Below are 18,584 nucleotides of genomic sequence, written 5' to 3'. Positions count from 1 at the left end.
CGCATGCGCCTGCGCACCAGAGCCCTCACCGCCCTCGCCGCCCTGACCGCCGTCCTCGGCCTGACGGGCGGCACCGCCACGGCCGCCGAGGCGGCCACGGGGTCCCCCGGCGACATCGTCAGCGCCGCCCCCACCTCCTTCCACCCCCTGCCCGGCCAGCCCACGAACACCCGCGCCTGGCACATCACCTACCGCTCCACCACCGCCAAGGGCACGCCCAACGTCGTCTCCGGCACCGTGATCGTCCCCCGGGACGGCCGCACCGGGCCGCGCCCCCTGATCACCTACGCGGTCGGCACCGTGGGCCTGGCCGACCGGTGCGCGCCCTCCGCCGGCTTCCCGTACGGCACGACGGTCGAGGCCAACCTCATCCAGCTGCTCACCGCCCGCGGCTGGGCCGTCGTCGTCACCGACTACGAGGGCCTGGGCACCCCCGGCGACCACACCTACGCCGTCGGCCGCGCCGAGGGCCAGGCCGTCCTCGACGCCGCCCGGGCCGCCCGGCGGCTGCCGCAGGCCGGGCTCGGCGCGTCCCCGGTCGGCATCATGGGCTACTCCCAGGGCGGCCAGGCCGGCAGCTGGGCCGCCGAACTGCACGACTCGTACGCGCCCGAGCTCGACGTGCGCGGCACCGCCGCCGGCGGCGTCCCCGCCGACCTGCTCAGGACCGCCGAGTACAACGACGGCAACGTCGGCGCCGGCCTGATCCTCATGGCCGCGGCCGGCCAGAACGCGGCCTTCCCCGAGCTGCACCTGGAGAGGTACCTCAACGACGAGGGCCGCCGGTACATCGACTACTTCACGCAGCACTGCGTCGTCGTCGACGTCGCCGCCGGCCTCTTCAAGAAGATCGCCGACGTGACCGTGAAGAACCCGCTGAAGGAGGGCGACTGGCAGCGCGCCCTGCGCTCCTCCGCCCTCGGCACCCACGCCCCCGACCGCCCCGTGTACCTCTACCACGGCGTGCTCGACGAGCTGATCCCCTACGAGGTCGGCACCGGGCTGCGCGCCGGCTGGTGCGCCAAGGGCGCCACCGTCCAGTGGAAGTCCCTGCCGCTGGCCGAACACGTCGTGGGCGCCGTCGCCGAGGCGATCCCCGCCGCCGACTGGCTGGCGGATCGTTTCGCCGGGCGGCCGACCGACGGCAACTGCTGACGCCCGCCGCCGGGTCGTACGGGCGCGCTCAGCGCTCGTACAACCCGGCGATCACCTGCGCGAAGTCCCGCGCGATGACCTCCCGCTTCAGCTTGCGCGAGGGCGTCACATGGCCGCTGCGCTCGGAGATCTCCCCCTCCAGCACCGCGAACCGCCGGATCGACTCCGCCCGCGAGACCCCCTCGTTCGCCGCGTCCACCGCCGCCTGCACCTCGGCCAGCAGGCCCGCATCGTGCACCAGTTCCTCCACCGGCACGCCGTCCAGGCCGTGCATGCGCGCCCAGTGCTCCAGCCCGTCCGGATCCAGGGAGATCAGGGCGGCGACGTACGGCCGGTCGTCGCCCACCACCACGCACTGCTCCACCAGCGCATGGGCCCGCACACGGTCCTCCAACGGCGCGGGGGCGACGTTCTTGCCCCCGGACGTCACGATGATCTCCTTCTTGCGGCCGGTGATCGTCAGATAGCCGTCGGCGTCGAGGGCACCCAGGTCGCCGGTGGCGAACCACTCCCCCTCGCCCTCCCGGACCGCTTCCTCCTTCGCGGCGTCCCAGTAGCCCGCGAAGACGTGCGCCCCGCGCAGCAGCACCTCGCCGTCGTCCGCGATGCGCACCGCGCTGCCCGGCAGCGGCCGGCCCACCGTGCCGGGGCGCGGGGCGTCCGGCGGGGTCAGAGTGCTGGCCGCGGTGGTCTCCGTCAGCCCGTACCCCTCGACGACCTCGATGCCGGCACCGGCGTAGAACGCGGTCAACCGCACCCCCAGCGGGGAACCGCCGCTGATGACATGGCGGACCCGGCCGCCGAGCGCCCCGCGCACCTGCCGGTAGACCAGCGGGTCGTACAGCGCGCGGGCGGCACGCAGCCGCAGGCCCGGGCCCGGCCCGGTGCCGTGCTGCCGCGCGGCCAGCGCCTGGCCGTAGCGGGTCGCGACGCCCGAGGCGCGGTCGAACGCGGCGGCGCGGCCCATGCGTTCGGCCGTGGCCCGGCCGGTGTTGTAGATCTTCTCCAGCACATAGGGGATCGCCAGCAGGAACGTGGGCCGGAAGGTGGCCAGGTCGGCACGCAGGTCGTCGGCGGCCATCGATGCGGTGTGCCCCAGCCGCACCCGGGCGCGCAGGCAGCCGACGGCGACCATGCGGCCCAGGATGTGGGACAGCGGCAGGAACAGCAGGGTCGAGGCGGGCCGGCGGCTGAGGGTGCGGAAGACCGGGTGCAGCAGTTCGGTGGCGTTGTCGACCTCGGCGAAGAAGTTGGCGTGCGTCAGGACGCAGCCCTTGGGACGGCCGGTGGTGCCGGAGGTGTAGACGAGGGTGGCGATGTCCTCCGGGCCGCGGGTGGCGCGCCGTTCGTCGATCACGCTGTCCGGCAGCCCCCGCCCGGCGGCGATCAGCCGCTCCACCGCGCCCGCGTCGAACTGCCACACGTGGGCCAGCGCCGGCAGATCCGGGCGGGCGGCGGCGATCAGCCGCACCTGCTCCGTGGTCTCCGCCAGACACGCCGCGGCCCCGGAATCCTTCAGTATCCAGTGCACCTGGCGGGCGGAGGACGTCGGATAGACCGGCACGGTGACCAGACCCGCCGCCCAGCCGGCGAAGTCCAGCAGCGTCCACTCGTAGCGGGTACGGGCCATCAGCGCCAACCGGTCGCCCGGGCGCAGGCCGTGCGCAACCAGCCCCTTGGCGACGGCACGCACCTCGGCCGCGAAACGGGCCGAGGTCACCTCGCGCCACAACCCGCCGGCCTCCTTGCGGCCGAGTGCGACGAAACACGGGTCGGCCTCGGCGTTGTCGAACGGCAGATCCCCCAGCGAACCGTGCAGGACGGGCGCCACCAGGGCCGGCACGGCCGCCTCCCGTACGACGCCGGCAACGGTGGTGGTGCGGGGTGGCACGGATGCGGACATGTGCGGCTCCTGTTCAAAGACCCACATGCGATCGCCTACCCGGCGGTAGGACGTGGCCGCAAATGTACGCCCGCCCCCAAGCCCCCCACCAGACCGCGCCCGTAGACCCGCGGGCCAACCCCAACCTGCGCCTGCGGCCGCGTGGCGGCTCGCCGCGCAGTTCCCCGCGCCCCTATAGGGCGCCGTGGTGCCCCGCGACGAAGATCCGCCGGACAGGCCCTGGGGCAGTGCCCCGTAAGGGGCGCGGGGAACTGCGCGATCAGCCACCGGCGGCCCGCAGTCGGCGGACGGCAGCCCGTGCCCCTACGGGGCCTCCTCCGGAGGAGAAGTCGTGGGCGACCAGCGTCGTCCGGAGACGAGGTTCTCCAGGCCCACCCACGCCACATCCATCAGCGTCGCCGCGGTCTCCTTCGCCGACGGTTGCGCGCCGTTCGGCGAGTTGGCCCATCCGGCCAGTGACTCCGCGGCGCCCACCAGCGCGTGCGCGAGCCCGGAGATCTCGTGGTCGGCCGGCGCCCCGGCCTCGCCCGCGCCTTCGCAGGTGGCGGCGATCAGCCGGGTGACCACGTCCACGATCTGCTGTCGCAGTTCGGCCACCACCGGCGTGAACGGCTCGCCGTGCGTGCGGGCCTGGCAGCTGAGCAGTGCCCACCCGTCGGGGTGGTCGGCGGTGTGCGCGAAGAAGGCGCGCAGCCCGTTCCACAGCCGGGCGTCCGCCGGGGCGTCGGGTTCGACGGCTGCCGTGACCGCCTCCATCAGGGCGTGCGCCTCGCGCCGGATGCAGGCGCCGAAGAGCTCTTCCTTGGACTGCAGGTAGAGGTAGACCAACGGCTTGGAGACCCCGGCCAGTTCGGCGATCTCGTCCATGGAGGCCGCCCGGTAGCCCCGCCGGGCGAAGACCTCCACGGCGGCGTCGAGCATCTGCCGTTCCCGTACCTCGCGCGGCATGCGCCGCACCTTTCCCCCTGCGCGCCTGCGTCCGGCGGGCCCCGGGGCCGGCGTGGCCGGAACGGTTTGTGCGTCACTCGCGACCGTCATGACAAAAAATCCCTCCCTCCCCCGTCACGCTACGGGCAGGTAATATCACAGGCCCCGAAAACGTCAAGGGCGTGGATCAAGCCGCGGACACCGCCTCCCCGTCGGCCCCGCAAGGAACGCGTCAGGGCAGGCCGCACGGCCGCATCGAAAGCATCAACAACTCCGGTCGTCACGGTTACCGGGGGTTGGCTGAGACCAACGGCTCCTGCCGACAGGCATCCCGAGCGATGCGGGCGGAGCCGCGTGATCCAGGGAGCAACCCGTGAAGAAGTCCATGCGCCCCAGGGGCCTCGCCCGCCTCGTGGTGCCGGTCGCCGCCATGGCGGCCCTCGCCGTCGCGGCGGCACCCGGCAACGCCTTCGCCGCCGGCCACGGCGCCCCGCCGTACCCCGCCGACCTCGACGGTCTGCTGACCGACCTGGTGCAGTACGGCGATGCCGCCACCTGGGACGCCGAGCGGAGTTACGCGGCCACGTGGGACAACCGCCACTGGAGCTACCAGTGGGGCCGCGGCAGCATCCCCACGACCAGCCATGTCTCGACCCGCAACGACGCCTCCGGCGTCACCTTCTCCCACCTGCAGGTCATCCCGGACGGCGACCCGGTCACCGGACCCGGCGCCAGCTGGTTCGTGGGCACCTCGGAGCTGACCAACACCACCGACAGCCCGATGACGCTCACCAGCCAGGGCTTCAGCAAGGCGGTGACGCAGACGGTGTCGACCACCGTCACCCGGCAGTTCGCCACCTCGACCAAGGTCTCCGCGGAGGCCCGGCTCGGCGACGCCCTCAAGGGTGGTGCGGAGTTCACCGCGACGTGGACGTGGGGCGAGTCCGGCACCCGGACGACGTCGGAGGAGCAGACGTACACCGCCACGCCCCAGCAGGTCCCCGTGCCGGCCCACACCACCGCCGTCGTCCGGGTCGTGCTCCTGCAGACGAAGAGCACGGGCACGGTGCACCTCGTCGGCGACCTGGGCGGAAGCTTCACCAGATCCCTGATCCGCACGGACTGCAACAGCGACGGCGCCTGCGCCCCGGGCCACACGGTCCGCTCGACGACGGAACCGGTGTACGACACGGCTCTTGCCGCGGTTCCCCTGCCGCCGGGCGTCTACCTGACCGACCACCACACGGTCGCCGTCCCGGGCCTGGGCACCTACACGGCCCAGACGGGCGCCGAGTTCGAGGTGACGGTCGGCTACCGGCCCAACGGCCCCGCCCCCGCCCCGGCGGCCGTCTCCCACCCGTACGCGTACACGGTGGCCGCTCTCAAGGCCGGGGCGCCCGGCCGGTGATGCGGGTGCCACGGCGAACGCCCCCGGCTCCACTGCGGAGCCGGGGGCGTTCGGCGATCGGGAGGCTCAGGCCGTGGCCAGGGCCGGCTGCGGCTCGGGGTCGGCGTCGAGCTTGGAGCCGTCGGCCGTGTCGTACGCCTCGCGGTCGAGGATCTTCTCCCGCGCGGCGACGATGATCGGGATCACCGACTGGCCGGCCACGTTCGTGGCGGTGCGCATCATGTCCAGGATCGGGTCGATGGCCAGCAGCAGGCCGACGCCCTGCATGGGCAGGCCCAGCGTCGAGAGGGTCAGGGTCAGCATGACCGTGGCGCCGGTCAGGCCCGCGGTGGCGGCGGAGCCGATGACGGAGACGAAGGCGATCAGGACGTAGTCGCGCACGTCGAGGTGGACGCCGAAGACCTGGGCGACGAAGATCGCCGCGATGGCCGGGTAGATGGAGGCGCAGCCGTCCATCTTGGTCGTGGAGCCGAAGGGCACCGCGAAGGAGGCGTACTCCTTGGGCACGCCGAGCCGCTCGGTGACCTTCTGGGTCAGCGGCATGGTGCCGACGGAGGAGCGGGAGACGAAGGCCAGCTGGATGGCGGGCCAGGCGCCGCGGAAGAAGCGCAGCGGGTTGACCTTGGCGACGGTGGCCAGCAGCACGGGGTAGACGACGAACAGCACCAGGGCGCAGCCGACGTAGATGTCGGCGGTGAAGGTGGCGTACTTGCCGAGCAGGTCCCAGCCGTACTTGTAGATGGCCTTGCCGACGAGGCCGAGGCTGCCGAGCGGGGCGAGCCGGATGACCCACCACAGGACCTTCTGCAGCAGTTCGAGGACGGACTCGCTGAGGGTGAGAAGCGGGCGGGCCTTCTCGCCGACCTGCAGGACGGCGATGCCGACGGCGGCGGCCATGAAGACGATCTGCAGGACGTTCAGCTCGGTGAAGGGCGTGATGACGTCGGTGGGGATGATGCCGGTGAGGAAGTCGAGCCAGGAGCCCTTCTTCTTCGGGTCGGCGCCGTCGGCGGCGGTCAGGCCGGTGCCGGAGCCGGGGTCGGTGAGCAGGCCGATGGCGAGGCCGATGACGACCGCGATCAGCGACGTGATCATGAACCACAGCAGGGTGCGGGTGGCCAGCCGGGCCGCGTTGGAGACGTTCCGCAAATTGGTGATCGAGACCAGAATGGCGAAGAACACCAGCGGGGCGACCACGACCATCAGCAGCTGGATGAACAGGTCACCCGTCTTGGCCAGGGTGGTCTGCAGCCAGCCGATGTCGCCGCTCCGGGCGACCCAGCCGAGCAGGGCACCGAGGACCAGGCCGAGCAGGATCTGGGCCCAGAAGGGTATGGAGGGGAAGCGGGCGGTGCGGCCGCGCGGAGGGGCGGCGGGAGACGGGGACGTGGACATGCCGGTCACCCTAACACCCATGCTTTGAGCACCCCAAAGGTTGACTTTGAGGAGCGCGCATGCAAAAAGCGCCCCGGAACACGCCTGCGCCCCGCCGTGGAGCGGTGGTTCCACGGCGGGGCGCAGGGTGCGAGCGAGGCGCGATGTGAGGAGAGTTACACGAAAAGGGCGATTTGCCCCTCTCGTTGTCTCCGGTCCTAGTCCTCCTGGCCGGCGTTGGCGGCCATCTTCGCCTTCGCCCGGTCCACGCGGTCGACGATCTGCTCCGACATCGCGTCGCGCTGCTTGCGCAGCAGCACCAGGCTCAGCGGCGCCGAGATGATCAGGGCGAGCAGCAGCATCCAGAAGATGTTGGAGCCGCCGATCCCGAGCGGGACGAGGCGGACGTAGCACAGCACCCACACGACGGCGAAGCATGCGACGAGCAGGCCGATACGCAGGGCGGTGTAACGGAGCGAGGCGTATTTGTGGCTACTCACGGGCGGGACCTTCTTCTCCAGCACTTCTCACGGACGGCCCGACGGGCCGCATCCAGTCAAACACGCCCCCCGCGTACCGGTCACGCACGCATCGGCTGCGGCGTCTCGCGCAGCGAGGCGTCGGGGCCGGGGTACTCGCGGATGACCTCGTAGCGCGTGTTGCGCTCGACCGGGCGGAAGCCGGCCTCGCGGATCAGCTCCAGCAGGTCGTCGCGGGTGAGCTTGTTGGGCGTGCCGTAGTTGTCGGCGTCGTGCGTGATCTTGTACTCGACGACCGAGCCGTCCATGTCGTCCGCGCCGTGCTGCAGGGCGAGCTGGGCGGTCTGCACACCGTGCATGACCCAGAAGACCTTCACGTGCGGGACGTTGTCGAACAGCAGCCGGGAGACGGCGAACGTCTTCAGCGCCTCGGCGCCCGTGGCCATGGTGGTGCGGGCCTGCAGGGTGTTGCGGACCTTGCCGTCCTTCATGTCCACGAAGTCGTGCTGGTAGCGCAGCGGGATGAAGACCTGGAAGCCGCCGGTCTCGTCCTGCAGTTCACGCAGCCGCAGCACGTGGTCCACGCGGTGGCGCGGCTCCTCGATGTGCCCGTAGAGCATGGTGCAGGGCGTCTTCAGGCCCTTGGAGTGCGCCAGGCGGTGGATGCGCGACCAGTCCTCCCAGTGGGTCTCGTGGTCGACGATGTGCTGCCGCACCTCCCAGTCGAAGATCTCCGCGCCGCCGCCGGTCAGCGACTCCAGGCCGGCGTCGATCAGCTCGTCGAGGATCTCGGAGGCGGACAGGCCGGAGATCTTCTCGAAGTGGTGGATCTCGGTGGCGGTGAACGCCTTGAGCGAGACGTTCGGCAGCGCCTTCTTCAGCTCCCGCAGCGAGCGGGGGTAGTAGCGCCAGGGCAGCGCGGGGTGCAGGCCGTTGACGATGTGCAGCTCGGTGAGGTTCTCGTTCTCCATGGCCTTGGCCAGGCGAACGGCCTCCTCGATGCGCATCGTGTACGCGTCCTTCTCGCCCGGCTTGCGCTGGAACGAGCAGTACGCGCACGAAGCCGTGCACACGTTGGTCATGTTGAGGTGCCGGTTGACGTTGAAGTGGACGACGTCGCCGTTCTTCTTCGTCCGGACGTGGTGGGCGAGCCCGCCGAGCCAGGCGAGGTCGTCGGACTCGTAGAGGGCGATGCCGTCCTCGCGGGTCAGCCGCTCACCGGCGAAGACCTTCTCCTCGAGCTCGCGCTTGAGCCCAGCGTCCATGCGTCCGCCTCTTTCGCTACATCCGACAAGGTTCGGTCCGGTTGTCCCCTCGCAACCGGATCGAGCCTACTCCCCCGCCCTCAGACGTCCTCGGGCAGCTCTCCCACCCGGTTCTCCCACTTGGTCGACAGCACGATGGTGGTACGGGTGCGGCTGACGCCCTTGGTGCCGGACAGGCGGCGGATGGTGCGCTCCAGCCCGTCCACGTCGCCGACGCGGACCTTGAGCATGTAGGAGTCGTCGCCGGCGATGAACCAGCAGTCCTCGATCTCCTCCAGGTCGCGCAGCCGGCGCGCCACGTCCTCGTGGTCGGCGGCGTCGGAGAGCTGGATGCCGATCAGGGCGGTGACGCCCAGGCCCAGCGAGGCGGCGTTGACGGTCGCCCGGTAGCCGGTGATGACACCGGCCGCCTCCAGGCGGTTGATCCGGTCCGTCACGCTCGGCCCGGACAGGCCCACCAGCCTGCCCAGTTCGGCGTACGAGGCCCGGCCGTTCTCCCGCAGCGCCTGGATGAGCTGCCTGTCCACCGCGTCCATAGCCTGGAACCTTTCAAATAATCAGCGATCTCGCCGGTTTACGTGTAGAATCTAAGGCGTACGGGGCGCCAGACCCCGTAAATCTTTCACCAGATCAGCGAATCAACGACGATCCTTCGATCTCTCAGGAGTGAAGCACCCGTGTACTCGATCGAGATGGCCTACGCCCGTATGCGCGAGCTGCAGGACCTGGCCAACCGCTCGCGTGCCCACCAGTCCGCCGCTCCGCGCCGCGCCTCCAAGCTCCGCCTGGCGCGCGACAAGAAGCGCTAACCGCTCTCGCGAGCACCGCTCGCACCACCGAGCTCTCCTTCCCAACGGCGGTACAGCCGGTGCGGCACCCCTGCCGCGTCCAGCACCCGCCCGGCGACGAAGTCCACCAGATCCTGGATGTGCGTCGCCCCCGCATAGAACGCCGGCGAAGCGGGCAGCACCACGGCTCCCGCATCGTCGAGCGCCACGAGCTGGCGCAGCGTCTGCCCGCTCAGCGGCGTCTCCCGCACCGCGACGATCAACGGCCGGCGCTCCTTGAGCGTCACGCTCGCCACCCGCTGCAGCAGGTCCTTCGACAGTCCCAGCGCCACGCCGGCCACACAGGCGGTGCTCGCGGGCACGATCAGCATCCCCCGCACGGGGTACGACCCGGACGAGGGACCCGCGGCCAGGTCACCGGCCGCCCAGTACCGCACGTCCGAGACGTCCGCGTCGAAGGCGTGCGGTTTGCCGTCCGCCCCCAGGGCCAGCCAGCTGCGCAGGTCCTCCTGCCAGTGCGCGTCCCGGAAGCGAATGCCGGTCTCGTCCAGCAGCGTCAGCCGCGCGGCCCGGCTGACCACGAGGTCCACGGACTGCCCCGCCGCCAGAAGCCCCCGCACGACGGCCGCGGCGTACGGCGTCCCGGACGCACCGGAGACCCCCACGACCCAGGGCCGGCGCTGCGCTGTGTGTTCGTACGGCTCCACGCCCCGAGCCTATCCGGCGCCTCCCACTGCGGTCCTGACCAGGCGGTCCGGCCGGGGAACGGTAACGGAGGGGGCCTGTGCGAAAGGCGAGTTGAGCCCTGTCAGGATGTCGTAAAAGAGCTTTGACATGATCGATCGTTTTGCACTTTAGTTATCTTTTGCCAAGTTCCGTCTACGGGGGAGCGCACCATCCACACCACGCGAAAGGCTCTGGCCGCCGCCGGCGTCGTGGCGATCATCGCCGCGGGTTCCACGGCCTGCGACCCGAGCAACAGCCTCAGCACGGCCGCCAAGGTCAAGCAGGCCTTCGACAAGCTCGGCAAGCAGAAGTCGCTCTCCATGGAGATCGGATTCGACGCCAATGCCGATCAGATCTTCAAGGCCATGCAGGGCCAGGACGACTTCACCCGTGACGACGCCGCGATGCTCGCCAAGCTGAAGCTCGACTACTCCTTCGGCTCCGACACGGCCCTGAAGGACGCCAAGGCGGACGACAAGAGCTTCAGGTACGGAATGCAGCTCGGCCAGGGCGGCGACAAGCCCGTCTTCGAGGCCCGCCAGCTCGGCGACAAGAGCTACTTCCGCGTCGACCTCAAGGCCGTCATGGCCTTCGCGGAGAAGCACGGCAAGAAGCCCGGTTCGGGTGGCGCCGAAGGCCGGACGATGGAGAAGCTGATCGGGCAGGCCGACCAGCTCCCCGACTCCCTGGGCGGCGCCAAGAACGCCCTCAAGGGCGAGTGGGTCAGCCTCGACAAGGCGACTTTCGAGGAATTCGCCAAGTCGATGGACAAGTCCGGCAGCGGAAAGAGCACGCAGCCCGACCCCGAGACCCAGAAGAAGGTCTACGAGGTCCTGCAGCGCGCATTGGTCGACAACGCCGAGGTCAAGGACGCGGGCAAGAAGAACGGCGTCGAGCACGTCACCGCCACCGTCCCGGCGAACAAGGTCGCCAAGGACTTCGCCGAGGGCCTCAAGCCGCTCAAGGACAAGCTCGGCGACAAGTCCCCGTCGCTGGACAAGCTCAACAAGGACCTCGACGAGCTCGACAAGAAGAAGAACAAGAACCTCGTCTTCGACCTGTCGATCAAGGACGGCATGCTCGCCGGCCTGAGCCTGGACGCCGCCCAGTTCAACGACGACGCCAAGGCCGAGGACAAGCTCCACGGCCCGCTGCCGATCGCCATCACGTTCAAGAACGGCGCCGCCGCTCTCACCGCCCCCGCCGGGGCCAAGGAGCTCAAGCCGCAGGACCTGATGGGCGCCGCCATGTTCGCCATGGGCGCCGGCAAGGGCAGCAAGGACGTCTGACGTCCTCGTACGACACGACGAGAGGGCGGCACCCCGGTGGGGGTGCCGCCCTCTCGTCGTACGCGAGGCGCCCGTCAGAGCACGCCCAGGCCCCGCACCAGCAGGTCCAGCAGCGCACACAGGAAAAGAGCGATGCCGATGAACCCGTTGACCGTGAAGAAGGCCCGGTTCAGCCGGGACAGGTCGCGCGGCGTGACGATGGAGTGCTCGTAGACGAACGCCGCGGCCACCACCAGCAGGCCCGTCCAGAAGAACACCCCCGCGTGCGTCAGCAGCGCGTACCAGACCAGCAGGGCCGTCGTGACGACGTGGCACGCACGGGCGCCGTACAGGGCCGCCGGGATGCCGAAGCGGGCCGGGGTGGACTTCACCCCGTGCGCCCGGTCCGCCGCCACGTCCTGGCAGGCGAAGATCAGATCGAAGCCGCCGATCCACACGCCCACCGCCAGGCCCAGCACCACCGCGTCCCACGACCACGCGCCCGTCACCGCCAGCCACGCGCCGACCGGCCCCATGGCCTGGGCCAGGCCCAGGATCGCGTGCGGGAAATCGGTGAAGCGCTTGCCGTACGGATAGACCACCATCGGGATCACCGCGATGGGGGCCAGCGCCAGGCACAGCGGATTGAGCAGGGCGGCCGCGCCCAGGAAGAAGACGACGGCCACCAGCGCACCCGTCCACGCCGAGCGCACCGAGACCGCGCCGGTGACCAGCTCGCGGCCGGCGGTGCGGGGGTTACGGGCGTCGATCTCGCGGTCGATGATGCGGTTGCAGGCCATCGCGAAGGTGCGCAGGCCCACCATGGCGACGGTCACCAGCAGCAGCCGCCACCAGCCGATGTGACCGTTCTTGAAGTACATCGCCGTCAGCGACGCTATGTAGGCGAAGGGCAGCGCGAAGACCGAGTGCTCGATCATCACCAGGCGCAGGAAGGCCCTGGTGCGCCCGGGCTGCGGGACGGCGGCGGCAGCGGAGCTCACAGCCCGTACTCCTTCCAGCGGCGGTCGACCTTGGCGGCCGTCTGCGGGTCCGACTCCACCATGTGCGGCCAGCCGCCGTCACGCGTGTAGCCCTCCTCGGGCCACTTGGCGGTCGCGTCGATGCCCGCCTTGCCGCCCCAGAACTGCTGGTACGAGGCGTGGTCGAGGTGGTCGACCGGGCCCTCGACGACGGTCAGGTCGCGGGCGTAGTCGGTGTTGCCCAGCGCCCGCCAGGCCACCTCGTGCAGGTCGTGGACGTCGCAGTCGGCGTCGACGACCACGATCAGCTTGGTCAGCGACATCATGTGCGCGCCCCAGATGGCGTGCATGACCTTCTGCGCGTGCTTGGGGTACTTCTTGTCGATCGAGACGATCGCGCAGTTGTGGAAGCCGCCGGCCTCGGGCAGGTGGTAGTCCACGATGTCCGGGATGATGATCTTCAGCAGGGGCAGGAAGAACCGCTCGGTGGCCCGGCCCAGCGGGCCGTCCTCCGTCGGCGGCCGGCCCACGACGATGGACTGCAGCAGCGGCCGGCGCCGCATCGTCACGCAGTCGATCGTCAGCGCCGGGAAGTCCTCCTGCGGCGTGTAGAAACCGGTGTGGTCGCCGAAGGGCCCCTCCGGCAGCATCTTCCCCGGCTCCAGCCAGCCCTCCAGGACGACCTCGGCATTGGCCGGCACCTGCAGCGGCACCGTCTTGCAGTCGACCATGTCGATGCGCTTGCCCTGGACGAAGCCGGCGAAGAGGTACTCGTCGATGTCGCCGGGCAGCGGCGCCGTCGACGCGTACGTCACCGCCGGCGGGCAGCCGAAGGCGATGGCGACCGGCAGCCGCTCGCCCCGCTTGGCCGCCACCTGGTAGTGGTTGCGGCTGTCCTTGTGGATCTGCCAGTGCATACCGATGGTGCGCTTGTCGTGCCGCTGCAGGCGGTACAGGCCGAGGTTGCGCACGCCGGTCTCGGGGTGCTTGGTGTGGGTCAGGCCGAGGTTGAAGAAGGAGCCGCCGTCCTCGGGCCAGGTGAACAACGCCGGCAGCTGCTCCAGGTCGACGTCGTCGCCGGTGAGGACGACCTCCTGGACGGGGGCGTCCTTGATCTTGCGCGGCGGCACATGGGCCATCGCGCCCAGCTTGCCGAACGCCTCGCGCACCCCGGTGAAGCCGTGCGGCAGCTCCGGCTTGAGCAGACCGCCGATCTTCTCGCCGATCTCGTCGTACGAGCGCAGGCCGAGCGACTTCAGCAGGCGGCGGTCGGTGCCGAAGACGTTCATCGCGAGCGGCATGGAGGCGCCCTTGACGTTCTCGAAGAGCAGCGCCGGCCCGCCGGACTTGTTCACTCTGTCGACGATCTCCCCGATTTCCAGGTACGGGTCGACTTCGGCCGTGATGCGCTTGAGATCGCCGTCGCGCTCCAGGGCCCGCAGGAAGGAGCGAAGATCGTCGTAAGCCATGCGTTCCAGTATCGAGCACGCACTAGGCTGGAGCGGTCACGGGGCCGCTCCTGCGGCCCGCGCACGCCGTTCCCGCGCCGTGTCCACGCCGTACTCCGGGGGGCTTCCCGATGCTGAGGTATCTGCCGTTCCTGCTGGTACTGGCGTTGTGGATCTACGCGTTCATCGACTGCCTCAACACGCCGGAGGACGAGGTCCGCAACCTGCCGAAGATGGCCTGGGTGCTGATCATCCTGCTCTTCGGCGAGGTACTGCTCGGCCCGGTGGCCTGGCTGATCGCCGGCCGCCCGCGCGCCGCGACCCGCCCCACGGCCGGCGGCGGCCGCTGGGTGGCGCCCGACGACAACCCCGAATTCCTGCGCTCGCTCAAGCGAGACGAGGACGAGGGCCCGCAGCGCTAGCGCCTGTCCGGCGGGTCTTCGTTACGCGCCACCACGGCGCCCCGTAGGGGCGCGGGGAACTGCGCGACAAGCCACGACGCGCCCGCGGACGAGGTGCCGTGTGCGCCCGGGGTGGTGCGTCGGCTGCGGGCCGTCGGTGGCCGATCGCGCAGTTCCCCGCGCCCTACGGGGCACTGCGCCTAACCGTGCTTGCCGCGGTACTCGTCGCGCAGTTGCCGCCACCGCTCCGTCGTCCACGCCGACCAGTCGGCCGGGTTTCCGCCGAGGGCCTGCAGCAGGTACTCGAAGTGGTGGTGCCAGCCCGCGAGGCAGTCCAGCCGCACGTCCTCGGTGCCGGTCATCTCGTTGGTGAAGTGCAGCAGCGTGCCGCCGACCCCGAGCGGCCCCGGCTCCAGTTCGAAGCGGATCCGCCCGTGGATCTCCACGGTGTACTCCGCCACCCGCTTGGGCTGCCACGCCGTCACCCGCCCGGGCGCGACGGTGGCGTTCCCCTGTGCGTCGGTGTTCTGCCACCGCAGGGTGATCGCCCCGCCCTCGCGCTGCTCGAACGGCTCGGCGACCGCCAGCCACGTCGGCAGTCCCTCGGGCGTGGCGATCGCGTCCCACACCTCGTCGACGGGGTAGGGGATGGACAGCTCGTAGCGCAGCGTGTGGATGTCGCCCTGGGACTCGGCCGCGCCGTAGGGGGAGGGGATCTCCATGGGTCCACCTCTAGCACGCCCGGGGGCGCGGCGCGCGCGCAAAGGCCCGCTTCCCCCGAACGGGGAAGCGGGCCTCGGTGCGCGTGCTGCGTGGTCAGACGCCCGCGTACGAGTGCTTGCCGCTCAGCAGGATGTTCACGCCGTAGTAGTTGAACAGGTAGCAGGAGAAGGCCAGCAGGCCCAGGATCGCGGCCTTGCGGCCCTTCCAGCCGGCGGTGGCGCGGGCGTGGAGGTAGCAGGCGTAGGCGACCCAGGTGATGAAGGACCAGACCTCCTTGGGGTCCCAGCCCCAGTAGCGGCCCCAGGCGGCCTCGGCCCAGATCGCGCCCGCGATGATCGTGAACGTCCACAGCGGGAAGACGGTGGCGTTGATGCGGTAGGCAAATTTGTCGAGCGTCGCCGCCGAGGGCAGCCGCGAGAGGGCGTTGTCGATCTTCCGCAGGGGGCGGTCCTCCGCGAGCCGGGCCTCGTAGCCGTCGCGGAAGAGGTAGAAGAACGTCGAGACCGCACCCACGTACAGCGCCGCGCCGGAGAGGATGGCGCAGGAGACGTGGATCCACAGCCAGTACGAGTGCAGGGCGGGCACCAGCTGGTCGCTGGCGGTGTAGAGCACCGAGACGGCCAGGCCCAGGTCCAGCAGGACCGTGGTGATCAGGGGCAGGCCCAGCCAGCGGATGTTCTTCTTCGCCACCAGCAGCGCGAGGTAGACGGCGACCGCGACCATCGCGAACGTCGTCGAGAACTCGTACATGTTGCCCCACGGCGCCCGCTGCACCGACAGCGCGCGGGTGAGCACGCCACCGGCGTGCAGCGCCCAGGCGAGCACCGTCAGCGAGATGGCCATGCGGCCGTACAGGTCGCCCTTCTCGCTGGTGCCGGCCGCACCCGGGCCGTCGGGCACGTCCCGGCTGCCGGGGGCCGACCGGGTGACGACCTTGGGCCGCTCCAGGACGGCGGTGCCGCCGCCGGACTGCTTGACCGTCACGCTCACCGCGGGGGCCGCGGCCGCTTCGGCGGTGATCGCCGCCGCGGTGCGCCCGACGGCGCTGCGGCTGCCGAAGACCCACTCGGCGATGTGCGCGAGGAAGGCGAGGGTGTAGACGGCCATGGCCGAATAGACCAGCCAGTTGCTGATGTGGGCCAGGTTCTCGTTGGTTGCAGCCGCGAGGGTCACGCGCGCGCTCCTTCGGACGGTTCGGCTGTGTCGGCTGGGGTGCCGGGTTCGGGGGCGACGGGCGGCGCGTCGGGCTGCAGGCCGGCGGCCAGCGCGGCGAGCTCCTCGGGCAGCCGGGCGGACTCGCTGCGGGCCAGGCCGGCCAGTTCCACGACCGTACGCCCGTCCTCGCCGGCGAGGGCCCGCACCCACACGCGGCGGCGCTGGACGAACAGCGAGCCGGCCAGGCCCACCAGGGCGCCGACCGCGCCGGCCAGCGCCAGGCCGTTGCCGGGCTTCTGGGAGACCTGGAAGGTCGCCCACTGCCGGATGCCGTCGAAGTGCAGCGTGCCCGCCCCGTCCGGCAGCGTCATCGTGTCGCCGACCTTGAGGATCTGCGCGAACTTCGAGCCGTCGGGGTCGGTGAACTGCTTCATCCTGGAGTCGTCGAGCTGGTAGACGCTCTGCGGCACGCCCGAGTCCAGGCCCAGGTTGCCCCGGTAGGCGGTCAGCACCAGGCGCGGATTGTCCAGCGCCGGGAACTGGGAGAGCATCGTGCCGGCCCGCAGGTCGAGCGTGGGCACGAAGTTGCCCTTGAAGCCGAGGTCGGACTCCTTGCCGTCCTTGTCCCGGTAGTCGGGGACCTTCAGCACGGACGTCTCGGTGACGTTGCTGTCCAGCGGCAGTGAGGGCATCGGGCCGCGGAAGGCCACGTCGCCCTTGCCGTCGCGGACGGTGACCATCGGCGCGTAGCCGTGGCCGATGAGGTAGACCTTCGAGCCGGCCGTCTCCAGCGGCTCGTTGACCTTGACCGTGGCCTTGCGGGGCGTGCCGTCGGGCCCGTCCCAGTACGTGATGTGGGCGGCGTAGTCGCGCGGGGTGCCCTTCTGCGGGCCGGTGCGCTCGTAGGACCCGGAGAAGCTGTCGAGGCGGAACCCGAACGGGTCGAGGTCGTCGGCGCTGAACAGCGAGCCGGACTTGAAGTCGTCGTACTGCGTGAGCGTGTTCGAAAAACCGTCGCCCTCGACGACCAGCTTGCCGCCCTCGGACTTGAACAGCTGGCCGGAGGCGAAGGCCACCAGCATCACGATCAGCGAGACGTGGAAGAGGAGGTTGCCGGCCTCGCGCAGGTAGCCCTTCTCCGCGCCCACGGAGTCGGCGGCGCGCTCGACGCGGAAGCGGCGCCGGCGCAGCAGCCGCTCGGCGGCCGCCAGCACCTGCTCCGGCTCGGCGGAGGTGTGCCAGGTGGCGTGGGCGGGCATGCGGGTCAGCCGGCGCGGCGCGCCCGGCGGGCGGCTGCGCAGCTGGCCGACGAACTGCCAGGTGCGCGGGACGATGCAGCCGATCAGGGAGACGAACAGCAGGATGTAGATCGCGGAGAACCACACCGAGCTGTAGACGTGGAAGAGGCCGAGCTTGTCGTAGATCGGCGCGAGGGTGCCGTGCTTGTCGCGCCACTGCTCGACCTTGAGCTCGTCGACGCCGGTCTGCGGCACGAGGGAGCCGGGGACGGTGGCCAGGGAGAGCAGGAACAGCAGGATCAGCGCGACCCGCATGGAGGTCAGCTGCCGCCAGCACCAGCGCACCCAGCCCAGCGCCTCGCGCCCGGCCCAGGCCAGCGCGCCGAGCGCGCCGGGCCGGCGGACGCCGCCGAAGGAGCCGGGTACGGCGCGGCCGCCCTCGGCGTCGTCGTCGACGGGCGCCGTGGACAGCGCGGCGGCGGCCGCAGTGTCCACGGTCTCCGTCGTGTCAGGGGCGTCCGGGCCGGCTTCGGTGCCGGCGGGGCCGTTCGTCTTGGCCATCGATCAGATCCCAGGGGTGAAGGTGCTCGACCACGTCTGCAGCTCGCCGACCATGCTGTCCCACACCCCGGTGACCAGGAGCACGCCGACGACGACGAGCATCCCGCCGCCGGCCCGCATGACCCAGGCGTAGTGCCGCTTGACCCACCCGAACGCGCCGAGGGCGCGCCGGAAGGCGACCGCGGTCACGACGAAGGGCAGGCCCAGGCCCAGGCAGTAGGCGACGGTCAGCAGCGCGCCGCGGCCGGCGCTGGCCTGGTTGAAGGACAGCGACTGCACGGCGGCGAGCGTCGGGCCGATGCACGGCGTCCAGCCGAGGCCGAAGAGCACGCCGAGCACGGGCGCGCCGGCCAGGCCGAGCGCCGGCTTGGTGTGGAAGCGGAACTCGCGCTGCCCGAAGAAGCCGAGCGCGCCCATGAAGGCCAGGCCGAGCACGATCGTCAGGGCGCCGAGCACCATGGAGATCGTCCCCTTGTACTCCTGCAGCGTCCGGCCGAAGTAGCCGAAGAACGCGCCGGCGGAGACGAAGACGGCGGAGAAGCCGGCCACGAAGAGGGAGGAGCCGGCCACCATCCGGCCGCGCCGGGCCTCGGCCAGGTCGGCGCCGCTGACGCCGGTGACGTAGGAGAGGTAGCCGGGCACCAGTGGCAGCACGCAGGGCGAGAAGAAGGAGATGAGCCCGCCGAGCACGGCCACGGGCAGCGCCATCAGCAGCGCCCCGGACAGCACGGTCTGGTTGGTGTCGGTCACGGCGGCGAGCACGTGCACGGCGGTGGGGGACCCGG

The 18,584-nt window shown here is 71.0% G+C and carries 18 protein-coding genes; 5 read left to right on the top strand and 13 right to left on the bottom strand.

Translation table 11 applies throughout. From position 1 onward, the window contains the following. Nucleotides 1-3: 3 nt before the first annotated feature. Nucleotides 4-1,155 (top strand): lipase family protein, encoded by a 1,152-nt coding sequence (locus AC27L3_RS13270; RefSeq protein WP_487234236.1) that lies wholly within the window; start codon nt 4-6, stop codon nt 1,153-1,155. A gap of 28 nt (nt 1,156-1,183) precedes the next feature. Here AC27L3_RS13270 and AC27L3_RS13265 read toward each other — a convergent pair whose 3' ends face one another. Beyond that, a complete protein-coding gene (locus AC27L3_RS13265) occupies nt 1,184-3,058 on the bottom strand; it encodes an AMP-dependent synthetase/ligase (RefSeq protein ID WP_487234235.1) in 1,875 nt (624 codons plus the stop codon). A gap of 303 nt (nt 3,059-3,361) precedes the next feature. After that, on the bottom strand, nt 3,362-4,006 hold the full coding sequence (locus tag AC27L3_RS13260; RefSeq protein ID WP_487234234.1) for a TetR/AcrR family transcriptional regulator: 645 nt from the start codon (nt 4,004-4,006) through the stop codon (nt 3,362-3,364). Between the two features lie 352 nt (nt 4,007-4,358). Here AC27L3_RS13260 and AC27L3_RS13255 point away from each other — a divergent pair, with 352 nt between their 5' ends. Then, a complete protein-coding gene (locus AC27L3_RS13255) occupies nt 4,359-5,393 on the top strand; it encodes an ETX/MTX2 family pore-forming toxin (protein ID WP_487234233.1) in 1,035 nt (344 codons plus the stop codon). 66 nt (nt 5,394-5,459) lie between these two features. On the opposite strand, the gene AC27L3_RS13250 is transcribed toward AC27L3_RS13255, so the two are convergent. The 4 genes from AC27L3_RS13250 to AC27L3_RS13235 form a co-directional block, all read right to left on the bottom strand. After that, the gene (locus AC27L3_RS13250; RefSeq protein WP_487234232.1) at nt 5,460-6,788 is read right to left on the bottom strand and encodes a dicarboxylate/amino acid:cation symporter; all 1,329 of its coding nucleotides are present in this window, start codon (nt 6,786-6,788) and stop codon (nt 5,460-5,462) included. Between the two features lie 197 nt (nt 6,789-6,985). After that, on the bottom strand, nt 6,986-7,267 hold the full coding sequence (locus tag AC27L3_RS13245; RefSeq protein WP_487234231.1) for a DUF4229 domain-containing protein: 282 nt from the start codon (nt 7,265-7,267) through the stop codon (nt 6,986-6,988). 80 nt (nt 7,268-7,347) lie between these two features. Then, a complete protein-coding gene (mqnE, locus tag AC27L3_RS13240; RefSeq protein WP_487234230.1) occupies nt 7,348-8,511 on the bottom strand; it encodes an aminofutalosine synthase MqnE in 1,164 nt (387 codons plus the stop codon). Between the two features lie 80 nt (nt 8,512-8,591). Further along, nucleotides 8,592-9,047 (bottom strand): Lrp/AsnC family transcriptional regulator, encoded by a 456-nt coding sequence (locus tag AC27L3_RS13235; protein ID WP_126914801.1) that lies wholly within the window; start codon nt 9,045-9,047, stop codon nt 8,592-8,594. A gap of 141 nt (nt 9,048-9,188) precedes the next feature. Here AC27L3_RS13235 and AC27L3_RS13230 point away from each other — a divergent pair, with 141 nt between their 5' ends. Then, entirely contained in the window at nt 9,189-9,320 is a 132-nt protein-coding gene (locus tag AC27L3_RS13230) for a hypothetical protein (RefSeq protein WP_344438516.1), read from the top strand. Here AC27L3_RS13230 and AC27L3_RS13225 read toward each other — a convergent pair. Continuing rightward, nucleotides 9,317-10,006, bottom strand: a complete 690-nt coding sequence (locus tag AC27L3_RS13225) for a UbiX family flavin prenyltransferase (protein WP_487234229.1) — start codon at nt 10,004-10,006, stop codon at nt 9,317-9,319. The two genes, AC27L3_RS13230 and AC27L3_RS13225, sit on opposite strands and share 4 nt — an antisense overlap. A gap of 228 nt (nt 10,007-10,234) precedes the next feature. Between AC27L3_RS13225 and AC27L3_RS13220 the strand changes: the two genes are divergently transcribed. Then, nucleotides 10,235-11,314: a hypothetical protein gene (locus AC27L3_RS13220; protein ID WP_487234228.1), complete on the top strand. Its 1,080-nt coding sequence runs from the start codon at nt 10,235-10,237 to the stop codon at nt 11,312-11,314. A gap of 74 nt (nt 11,315-11,388) precedes the next feature. Here AC27L3_RS13220 and mqnP read toward each other — a convergent pair whose 3' ends face one another. Together mqnP and AC27L3_RS13210 are read right to left on the bottom strand one after the other, a co-directional pair. Further along, nucleotides 11,389-12,294: a menaquinone biosynthesis prenyltransferase MqnP gene (gene mqnP / locus AC27L3_RS13215; protein ID WP_487234227.1), complete on the bottom strand. Its 906-nt coding sequence runs from the start codon at nt 12,292-12,294 to the stop codon at nt 11,389-11,391. After that, on the bottom strand, nt 12,291-13,742 hold the full coding sequence (locus tag AC27L3_RS13210) for a menaquinone biosynthesis decarboxylase (protein WP_487234226.1): 1,452 nt from the start codon (nt 13,740-13,742) through the stop codon (nt 12,291-12,293). The genes mqnP and AC27L3_RS13210 overlap by 4 nt, the downstream gene beginning before the upstream one ends. Before the next feature lie 110 nt (nt 13,743-13,852). Between AC27L3_RS13210 and AC27L3_RS13205 the strand changes: the two genes are divergently transcribed. After that, nucleotides 13,853-14,143, top strand: a complete 291-nt coding sequence (locus AC27L3_RS13205; protein ID WP_487234225.1) for a PLD nuclease N-terminal domain-containing protein — start codon at nt 13,853-13,855, stop codon at nt 14,141-14,143. Between the two features lie 179 nt (nt 14,144-14,322). Here the strand turns inward: AC27L3_RS13205 and AC27L3_RS13200 are convergent, their stop codons facing one another. The 4 genes from AC27L3_RS13200 to AC27L3_RS13185 form a co-directional block, all read right to left on the bottom strand. Next, the gene (locus AC27L3_RS13200; RefSeq protein WP_487234224.1) at nt 14,323-14,844 is read right to left on the bottom strand and encodes an SRPBCC domain-containing protein; all 522 of its coding nucleotides are present in this window, start codon (nt 14,842-14,844) and stop codon (nt 14,323-14,325) included. A gap of 94 nt (nt 14,845-14,938) precedes the next feature. Continuing rightward, nucleotides 14,939-16,018 carry a c-type cytochrome biogenesis protein CcsB gene (gene ccsB, locus AC27L3_RS13195; RefSeq protein WP_487234223.1) on the bottom strand — a complete coding sequence of 360 codons (1,080 nt, stop codon included), beginning with the start codon at nt 16,016-16,018 and terminating at the stop codon, nt 14,939-14,941. Next, complete coding sequence (resB, locus tag AC27L3_RS13190; RefSeq protein WP_487234222.1) at nt 16,015-17,799, bottom strand: cytochrome c biogenesis protein ResB; 1,785 nt, start codon at nt 17,797-17,799, stop codon at nt 16,015-16,017. Before resB ends, ccsB begins: the two co-directional genes overlap by 4 nt. 3 nt (nt 17,800-17,802) lie before the next feature. Beyond that, a complete protein-coding gene (locus tag AC27L3_RS13185) occupies nt 17,803-18,507 on the bottom strand; it encodes a cytochrome c biogenesis CcdA family protein (RefSeq protein ID WP_344438508.1) in 705 nt (234 codons plus the stop codon). Between the last annotated feature and the right edge of the window lie 77 nt (nt 18,508-18,584).

This window comes from Streptomyces sp. PKA51 (assembly GCF_057552455.1).
This window is presented reverse-complemented; position numbering and strand designations above follow the sequence as displayed.

What these genes read in the sequence shown, in the direction of transcription:
- AC27L3_RS13270 (WP_487234236.1), top strand. Translation starts at nt 4, where the DNA reads ATGCGCCTGCGCACCAGAGCCCTCACCGCCCTCGCCGCCCTGACCGCC.
- AC27L3_RS13265 (WP_487234235.1), bottom strand. Translation starts at nt 3,058, where the DNA reads ATGTCCGCATCCGTGCCACCCCGCACCACCACCGTTGCCGGCGTCGTA.
- AC27L3_RS13260 (WP_487234234.1), bottom strand. Translation starts at nt 4,006, where the DNA reads ATGCCGCGCGAGGTACGGGAACGGCAGATGCTCGACGCCGCCGTGGAG.
- AC27L3_RS13250 (WP_487234232.1), bottom strand. Translation starts at nt 6,788, where the DNA reads ATGTCCACGTCCCCGTCTCCCGCCGCCCCTCCGCGCGGCCGCACCGCC.
- mqnE (WP_487234230.1), bottom strand. Translation starts at nt 8,511, where the DNA reads ATGGACGCTGGGCTCAAGCGCGAGCTCGAGGAGAAGGTCTTCGCCGGT.
- AC27L3_RS13235 (WP_126914801.1), bottom strand. Translation starts at nt 9,047, where the DNA reads ATGGACGCGGTGGACAGGCAGCTCATCCAGGCGCTGCGGGAGAACGGC.
- AC27L3_RS13210 (WP_487234226.1), bottom strand. Translation starts at nt 13,742, where the DNA reads ATGGCTTACGACGATCTTCGCTCCTTCCTGCGGGCCCTGGAGCGCGAC.
- AC27L3_RS13205 (WP_487234225.1), top strand. Translation starts at nt 13,853, where the DNA reads ATGCTGAGGTATCTGCCGTTCCTGCTGGTACTGGCGTTGTGGATCTAC.
- AC27L3_RS13200 (WP_487234224.1), bottom strand. Translation starts at nt 14,844, where the DNA reads ATGGAGATCCCCTCCCCCTACGGCGCGGCCGAGTCCCAGGGCGACATC.
- resB (WP_487234222.1), bottom strand. Translation starts at nt 17,799, where the DNA reads ATGGCCAAGACGAACGGCCCCGCCGGCACCGAAGCCGGCCCGGACGCC.
- AC27L3_RS13185 (WP_344438508.1), bottom strand. Translation starts at nt 18,507, where the DNA reads ATGGCGCTGCCCGTGGCCGTGCTCGGCGGGCTCATCTCCTTCTTCTCG.